The organism is Streptomyces altiplanensis (assembly GCF_053591575.1).
In genome coordinates this window covers 1-7,947 of record NZ_JBSFUB010000171.1, presented here as the reverse complement: position 1 = coordinate 7,947, position 7,947 = coordinate 1, and the positions used below count along the sequence as shown (strand labels likewise).

General features: G+C 69.7%; 9 protein-coding genes. All 9 read right to left on the bottom strand.

Going from position 1 to position 7,947, the window contains the following annotated elements; translation table 11 throughout:
• Window positions 1-115: 115 nt before the first annotated feature.
• Complete coding sequence (locus ACWD0Y_RS35395; RefSeq protein ID WP_450264367.1) at window positions 116-490, bottom strand: transposase; 375 nt, start codon at window positions 488-490, stop codon at window positions 116-118.
• 471 nt (window positions 491-961) lie between these two features.
• Entirely contained in the window at window positions 962-1,978 is a 1,017-nt protein-coding gene (locus ACWD0Y_RS35390; RefSeq protein ID WP_450264366.1) for an ABC transporter substrate-binding protein, read from the bottom strand.
• A gap of 15 nt (window positions 1,979-1,993) precedes the next feature.
• On the bottom strand, window positions 1,994-2,767 hold the full coding sequence (locus tag ACWD0Y_RS35385) for an ABC transporter ATP-binding protein (RefSeq protein ID WP_450264365.1): 774 nt from the start codon (window positions 2,765-2,767) through the stop codon (window positions 1,994-1,996).
• Between the two features lies 1 nt (window position 2,768).
• The gene (locus tag ACWD0Y_RS35380) at window positions 2,769-3,788 is read right to left on the bottom strand and encodes a FecCD family ABC transporter permease (RefSeq protein ID WP_450264364.1); all 1,020 of its coding nucleotides are present in this window, start codon (window positions 3,786-3,788) and stop codon (window positions 2,769-2,771) included.
• 193 nt (window positions 3,789-3,981) lie between these two features.
• Window positions 3,982-4,800, bottom strand: coding sequence for an S-methyl-5'-thioadenosine phosphorylase (locus ACWD0Y_RS35375; RefSeq protein ID WP_450264363.1), 819 nt, complete (start codon window positions 4,798-4,800; stop codon window positions 3,982-3,984).
• Window positions 4,797-5,516, bottom strand: a complete 720-nt coding sequence (mtnC, locus tag ACWD0Y_RS35370; protein WP_450264362.1) for an acireductone synthase — start codon at window positions 5,514-5,516, stop codon at window positions 4,797-4,799. The genes ACWD0Y_RS35375 and mtnC overlap by 4 nt, the downstream gene beginning before the upstream one ends.
• A gap of 11 nt (window positions 5,517-5,527) precedes the next feature.
• On the bottom strand, window positions 5,528-6,112 hold the full coding sequence (locus tag ACWD0Y_RS35365) for a 1,2-dihydroxy-3-keto-5-methylthiopentene dioxygenase (RefSeq protein WP_450264361.1): 585 nt from the start codon (window positions 6,110-6,112) through the stop codon (window positions 5,528-5,530).
• Window positions 6,109-6,780: a methylthioribulose 1-phosphate dehydratase gene (mtnB, locus tag ACWD0Y_RS35360; RefSeq protein WP_450264360.1), complete on the bottom strand. Its 672-nt coding sequence runs from the start codon at window positions 6,778-6,780 to the stop codon at window positions 6,109-6,111. Before mtnB ends, ACWD0Y_RS35365 begins: the two co-directional genes overlap by 4 nt.
• Window positions 6,777-7,947: S-methyl-5-thioribose-1-phosphate isomerase (mtnA, locus tag ACWD0Y_RS35355; RefSeq protein ID WP_450264359.1), on the bottom strand; the 1,171-nt coding region annotated here is incomplete at its 5' end. The genes mtnB and mtnA, both read right to left, overlap by 4 nt.

The window sequence follows — 7,947 nt, the reverse complement described above, 5'->3', positions numbered from 1 at the left end:
CGCGCCGAGACGACCGTCCGCTTCGCGATCTGGAAGCAGGTCACCGGCTGCCCACCACGGCCTGAAGACAGGCCCGGGCCGCAGGCCCACCATGCCCCGACGCACCATCAGGCAGTCACGCACCCAACAACGTGACAACGCCCCTGGTCGCGGTCGGCACCGATGCGGCTCCCCTCACCGACTGCGCGTCGATGACACCCGCCGTCGGCTCCGGATCCCGGTTCTCAGCCTCGCGGACCCGGTCACGCAGCCGGTTGTGGAACTCGGCGGTCAGGCCCTTGTCCCGCCAGTGCCGGAAGAAGGCATAGACGCGGTCCCAGGCGGGGAAGTCCGCGGGCATCGCCCGCCAGGTGATGCCGCCCGCGACCAGGTAGCGCACCGCGTCGACCATCTGCCGGTGGCAATAGCTCTCCGGCTGCCCGCCGCGGTCCTCCGACCAGCCGGGGACCGGCATCGCGTCGCGTACGGCCGCCCATTCCGCGTCGCTCATGTCCGATGGAAACCTCGGGCGCCTGTAGGGCCGGTGCCCGGCGTTCCCAAACCGGTGAACGAGGCAATCACACGTCGGGAGAGGCGGATTGGACGACATCAACGCTGGCACAGAAGACTGCGGCACCAGGGGCCTCCTGTTGCTCGGTTGGATTCGACATCCACGAGCTGTGCGGGAGGCCCCGCTCTCATGCTCGGCCGGCCAGAAGATCACCCGACCGAGTCGGCGACCTCGAACTCACGCTCACCAAGATTGATACCGCAACGGCTTCTGACAAGCGGAAACTCAGCACGTGCCCCCCGACCGGTCGGGGGGGGCACATCTGTATGTCACGCACCGCGGCAACGTGCTCACGCGTCAGGGAGGCGCGTGTCCGGTGCGGTGGGCGGTTGTCGGGTTGCGGGGCCGGGACCGCGGCTCGAAGCACCGGGGCCGTGCGATCGGACACGGCCCCGGCGCGCTGCGGCTCGGTCAGCTCTTGAGCTCACCCAGGTACTTCGCGAACTTCTCCAGGCCGTCGATGTTGCGCGGCCCGCTGACGCCCTCGTTGTAGTCGAGGATGAAGAAGTTGTCCTTCTTGACTGCGGGCAGCCCCTTCGTGTGAGGGGACTTCTTCAGAAAGTCGATCTTCTTCTGGGCAGGCAGGTCCCCGTAGTCGAGGATCATGACGACCTCCGGCTCCGCTTTGGCGACGGCCTCCCAGTTCACCTGCGTCCACCGCTGGTCGAGCCCGTCGAAGACGTTCTTGCCGCCGGCCGTCTTGATGATGTCGTTGGGCGGGACCTGGTTGCCCGCGGTGAAGGGCTGGTCGGTGCCCGAGTCGTAGAGGAAGACCGGGACCGGATCACCCTTGGGCGCCTTCGCCCTGACGGCCTCCACCCGCTTCTTCAGCCCGCCGACGACCTCATCCGCCTTGTCCTCGACCTGGAAGATCTTGCCCAGCCGATCGAGGTCGGAGTAAAGGGCTTCGAACGGGGTGAGCTTCTCCGGGTACTTGGGGTAGTTGAAGCAGCTCTCGGTGTGCATGAAGCTCTGGATCCCGAGCTTGTCCAGGATCTCCGGGGTGATGCCCCGCTCATCCTTGAAACCGGAATTCCAGCCGGCCAGGACGAAATCGGACTTGGCCTCGACCACCAGCTCCTTGTTGAGGAGATCCTTACTGAGCATCTTCACCTTGGCATAGTCGCTCGCCCACGGTGACTCCTCCACCGGCGGGTTCGCCGGCGGCATCACGTAGCCGTGCACGTGGTCGGCCAGCCCGAGGCTGAACAGCTTGTCGGCGCTTCCGCCTTCATATGCCACGGCGCGCTCAGGGACCGTGTATTCGACCGGCTCACCGCACCTTTTGACGGTGGCCTTCTTGGATGCCTTGGCGTCGGTGTCGGTTTCCACTTCGGCGCCGCAGCCGCTGAGCAGCAGTGCGGCCGCGAGCGCGGAGCCGAGGACGGTGTGCTGCCGCACCGAGCGGGGAGATCGAGTCATGGACATGACTTGTGGTGCCTTTCACAGGGAGGGGTCGAGCGAATACAACAACTGCGGGTCACCCGTCAGCGGGTGGGACACGATGCTGGCCTTGACGCCGAACACCTCGTGGACGAGGTCCGTGGTGAGTACGTCGTCGGGGGTGCCGGTGGTGACGAGGCGGCCTTCGCAGAGAACCCCGAGGCGGTCGCAAGCGGCCGCGGCGAGGTTGAGGTCGTGCAGCACGACCAGGACGGTGAGTCCCGAGCCGCGCAGGAGCGAGAGCAGTTCGACCTGGTGGCGTACGTCGAGGTGGTTGGTCGGCTCGTCCAGCACCAGGATCTTCGGTTCCTGGACGAGCGCCCGGGCCAGCAGGACACGCTGGCGCTCCCCGCCCGAGAGCGTCAGGACTCCGCGCCGGGCGAGGTGGCGGATGCCGAGCCGGTCCATCGCGCGTTCGCACAGCTCCCATTCCCGGCGGCTGAGCGCCTGGTTGCCCCGAAGGTGCGGCGCGCGTCCGAGTGCGATGACCTCTTCGACCGTGAAGTCGAGATCGACGGCGCCGTCCTGGGTCATGGCCGCGACGACCTGAGCGGAGCGGCGCACGGTCAGGCGGGAGAGGTCCTCCTCGCCCACCCAGACGGTGCCGGAGCTGGGGCGGAGCGCACGGTACACGCACCTGAGAGCGGTGGACTTGCCGCTTCCGTTCGGGCCGACCAAGCCCACGACCCGGCCGCTTCCCACCTCCAGGGACAGGTCGCGTACCAGGCTCCTGCCGTCGGTGACCACAGAGAGCCCGTCAAGTCTGAGGTCCATGTCAGCGGCCTCCGAACATGTAGCCCTTGCGGCGCATCAGGGTGACGAACACCGGCACCCCGACGAGCGCGGTGATGACGCCCAGGGGCAGCTCGCGCGGTGCCACCAGCGTCCGGGACACCAGGTCGACCCAGACCATGAAGATCGCTCCGGCCAGGGGTGCGACGGCCAGTACGCGTGCGTGGGTGGCCCCGACGACCATGCGCACCAGGTGGGGCATGACCAGTCCGACGAAGGCGATGGCGCCGCTGACGGCGACCATCACTCCCGTCACGAGGGAGGCCAGGACGAGCATGGCCTTGCGGTGTCGGTCGGGGCTGATGCCCAGGCTCGCGGCGGTCTCGTCCCCGAGGGCCAGCACGTCGAGCGCCCGGCCGTACCGGTACAGCACGACGAGGCCGAGGATGACGACCACGGACACGACCGGGAGCGCGCCCCAGCTCGCGGCGCCGAAGCTGCCCATGGTCCAGTACAGGACCATGCTGGTCGCCTCGCTGTCCGGCGCGAAGTAGATGATCAGGCTCATCACCGCTTGGAAGCCCAGGGACATGGCCACGCCCGTCAGGACGAGGCGCAGCGGGGAGAGCGTGCCTCGGCTGGAGGAGGCGGCATAGACGAGGAGCGACGCGACCAGGGCCCCGATGAAGGCACCGGCCGACACCGCGTAGATGCCCAGCGCCGCCAGTCCTCCGGTGACCGTGACACCGACGGCTCCGACGGACGCGCCCGAGGAGACGCCCAGCACGAAGGGGTCGGCGAGCGCGTTGCGCACCATGGCCTGGATGGCCACGCCGATCGCGCTCAGCCCGGCGCCCACGAGCGCCGCGAGCAGCACCCGTGGGGTGCGGATCTGCCAGATGATCTGGTACGTGGTCACCTCGTCCGCGGCGATGCGGCCGCCGCTGACGGCCGCCCACAGGTAGCGGGCGGTTTCCCCCGGCGTGATGACGGCGGCGCCTAGACCGATGGCCACCACCATCGAGATGAGGAGAACGACGAACAGAACGGTGCAGGCAAGCACCAGTCCCTTGCGGGAGGCGAGCCGGCCCTTCACCCCCGTCGCGGGTTCGGGGGGTGCCTCGCCGGCTGACGTATCGGCGCCGCCGCTCGTCGATGGCGCAGTGATCGCTGGCGGTGACATAGAACTTGGCCTTCCAGGTTGAACGGAACGTGCTGGTGGGGCGGTTGGCAACCGCCCGTGGGTGTGGGCCCGCTCAGGGCAGGTCGATCGGCAGGGTCATGCCGTCGAGGGCACGGGCGGAGGGGGAGTCGTCGCTCTCGGGGAGCAGTCCGATGGCATCGAGCACGACGCGGCGCAGACGCCGGGTGTTCTCGGCGAAGACCTTGAAGACCTCTTCCTGCGCAACGCTCTCCGTCGCGTCGATGCCCGCGTCCAGGTCGGTCACGAGGGCCACGGCGGCGTAGCCGAGGGCGAGTTCCCGGGCCAGGACCGCCTCGGGGTGCCCGGTCATGTTCACCAGTGACCAGCCGGCCGCCGCGAACCACTGGGACTCGGCACGGGTAGAGAACCGGGGGCCCTCGACCACGACCATCGTGCCTCCGTCGACCGCCTCGACCCCGGCGGCGGCTGCTGCTTTGAGGAGTGCTTCACGGCCGTGCTCGCAGTAGGGGTCGGCGAACGAGACGTGGACGGCCCCTTCGTCGTAGAAGGTCTGGATCCGGCCGCTGGTCCGGTCCACCAACTGGTCGGGGACCACGAGGGTGCCCGGGCCCAGCTCGCGGCGGAGGGAGCCGACCGCGCAGGGGGCCAGGATCCGGCGCACGCCGACGGACCGCATCGCCCAGAGGTTCGCCCGGTAATTGATCCTGTGTGGCGGGATGCGGTGTCCACGGCCGTGCCGGGGCAGGAACGCCACCCGCCGACCCTCGACCGTTCCCAGCATCAGGGCGTCGGACGGTGGACCGTAAGGCGTGTCGATCCGGACCTCTTCCGCGTCGTCCAGCAGTTCGTAGAAGCCACTGCCGCCGATCACTCCGATGCCGGCCGCCGGGGTGCTGCCGCTGACGGTCATGTCCGTGTTTCCTCCTCCTGTCTGGTTCGTCGGTGCAGCTGTATGCCGTCCAGCGTGGAGACGGTCGGGTGTCCGGGCACCTTCTGACCGCGCGGGTCTCCGGGGCGCCGTACGGCCACGGCCCTCCACCCCGCGGCGGTGGCCGCCTCCAGTTCCTCTCCCACGTCGCTGAAGAAGACCGTCTCGCCCGCCGGAACACCGATGGCACGTGTGATGGACCGGTAGGACTCCGGTTCCCTCTTGCCGCCCGCGCCGGCCAGGTCGAAGTAGCCGTTCAGGAGCGCGCTGAGGTCACCGTGGTCGCTGTGCGCGAACCAGTCGCGCTGAGCCGTCGCCGATCCCGAGGAGTAGACGTAACGGTCGATACCCGCCTGCCGCCATCGGGTCAGGGCCGGTGGCACGTCGTCGTAGACGTGGCCGGTCAGCGTGGAGCGGGCGTAGCCCTCGGCCCAGATGAGCCCCTGGATCCTCTTCAGCGGCGGTGCCTTGACGTCCCGGTCGGACCAGGCGGTCAGCGTTGCGACGGCCCCGCCCTCGTCGAGGCGCGGATCACCGGTGTGGGTCCGTATCTCCTCCATCAGCTCCGTCCACGGAGCCTCCCCCCGATGGGCGGCGAGCCAGTCGGCGAAGCGCTCCCGGGCGTACGGGAAGAGCACGTCGTGCACGTGGGAGGCGGAGCCCGTGGTGCCCTCGATGTCGAGGACTACCGCTCTCACCGTCGACAGGATCACGTCGCCTCTTCCGGCGCCAGGAGCGCGTCGAGGCGGGGGAATCGCCGGGCGATGGAGTCGCTGGTGAAGTCGCCCACCCAGCCGTCCTCCCTCTCGAAGAAGCGGATCGCGGCGAACTCCGGGCGCGGTCCCATGTCGAACCAGTGGCGGGTGCCCGCCGGTACGGAGAGCAGGTCGCCCGCCTCGCACACCACCGCGTGGACGCGGCCGTCGATGTGGAGGTAGAAGCAACCCGTGCCGTGGGCGAAGAAGCGCACCTCGTCCTCGGCGTGCCGGTGCTCTTCGAGGAAGGTGGAGCGGGCCTTGGCCGCCTGTTCCTCCCATTCCGGGCTCACCTGCGGGTGAAGCCGGGCGACGTCCACCAGGTTCAGCCCTTCCCGCGCGCACAGGTCGTCGACCTCGGCGCGGTAGCGGAACATGACGTCCTCTGTGCTGGTGTCCGGGGTGATGGTGCCGCGCAGCGGCCAGCGGCCGAACGCCACCGAGCAGGCTCGCAGGGTCTCTGCGATGAGGTCGTGGTCCCGGGTGCGCAGCAGCACCCTTCCGGGGTCGTCCTCCGGCATGACCTGAAGCAGGGTCATGAGTTCGGCCTTTCTTTCTCTGCGGGCAGCTCGAGTCCGCCCATGAGCAGCAGCTGGCAGATCGATTCCAGGCACTCCAGCCGGTTGCGGGCCTGGGCAAGGTCACGTCCCCACGTGGTGACGCCGTGGTCGGTGATCAGAAGGGCGGGAGGCGCGTGCGGTGTGGCGGCCAGATGGCCGGCCACGTCCGCTGCGATCCGCGGGACGTCGGGCCAGTTGGGGAAGACGGGCACTTCGGTCCGTGTCGGGTCGGCCAGTCCCAGGCCCTTGAGCAGCTCGAACCGTTCGACGCGCAGGGAGTTCAGGTGCGTAGGGTGGCCGGCACGGCACGCGACGGCCGTGGCGTAAGGGGAGTGGACGTGGATGACCGCGTCCGCGTCCGTTGTCCGGTAGATCGCGGAGTGGATCGTCGTCTCGGCCGACGCCCGCAGCGGCCCAGGGGCCGCCTCCTCTCCCGTGTCCGCTCGGACGACGACCATGTCCTGTGCGGTCATGTCTCCCTTGTCCCGGCCGCTGGCGGTGATCAGGGCAGCCCCGCCCGGCAGGCGCACAGAGACGTTGCCCGCGGTGCCCGGCATCCAGCCGCGCTCGTACAGAGCTCGCGAGAATGCCGCGATCTCGCTTCCGGCACGTTCTCGTGCGGCGCCGTCGATGGCCGTAGGCGTCATGCCGGCACCTCGCACCGGTCACTCGTGCCGGCGGAAGCCTGAGGCCGGAACACCTGGGCCTCCGAGACGATCGCGGTGACCAGGTCGGCCGGGGTGACATCGAAGGCGGGGTTGAACACGGCGGCACCAGCCGGCGCGGCCTCGACTCCCGCAAATCCCGTCACCTCACCCGGATCGCGCTCCTCCACCACGATCCCCGAGCCGTCGGCCAGTTCACGGTCCCAGGAGGACTCCGGAGCGACGATCACGAAGGGGATGCCGTGCCGCGCGGCGGCGACCGCGAGACCATATGTGCCGATCTTGTTCGCCACGTCCCCGTTCGCGGCGATGCGGTCGGCCCCCGCCAGCACGCAGTCCACCATCCCCCGGGCCATGGCAGCGGCTGCGGCGGAATCCACGCACAGTCGGTACGGCACACCCGCCTCGCCCAGCTCCCATGCGGTGAGGCGTGCCCCTTGGAGCAGTGGCCGGGTCTCGTCCACGAGCACCTCGGCGACCCGGCCGCGCTCGTGCAGCTCGATGATCACGCCAAGTGCGGTACCGCCGGCGGCGGTTGCCAGGCGGCCGGTGTTGCAGTGGGTGAGGATGCGGACCGGCCGGTCCGGGACCATCGACTGCACCAGGCCGGCAGCCCGTACGACGGCGGTCCGGTTGGCCGTGGCGTCCTCCTCCAGCATGGCCATGGCCTCGGCGAGTACGGCCTGGGGCCCGTCGGCGAGCCGCCCCACGGCCCGGCGGACGGCCCAGGCCAGATTGACGGCGGTGGGCCGGGCTGCGGACAGCCGTGCGGCGTCGGCCTTCACGGACGCCTCGTCGGTCGTGCCGTCCGAAGTGTGCCGATGGGCGGAGAGCGCCACGCCCAGGGCGCCGACCAGACCGATGGCGGGCGCTCCGCGAACGGCCAGCGACGTGATGGCGTCGACCAGTTGGTCCACCGTCTCGATGCGCAGGACGCGGTGTTCATGGGGAAGTACCCGCTGATCCACCGCGAGGATGCGTCCCTCGTCCCAGGCGAGCGACAGACGCGGGCGTGGGGATGCTGCCGTCTCGCTGTCCCTCCTCATACGCCCGGCAGCCGCGCGCAGGGCGTCCACGCGGTCGGTGCGCTCCCAGGCGAAGTCGGGGAGCTCGCGGCCGAAGTGGCCGTAGGCGGCGGTCTGGGCGTAG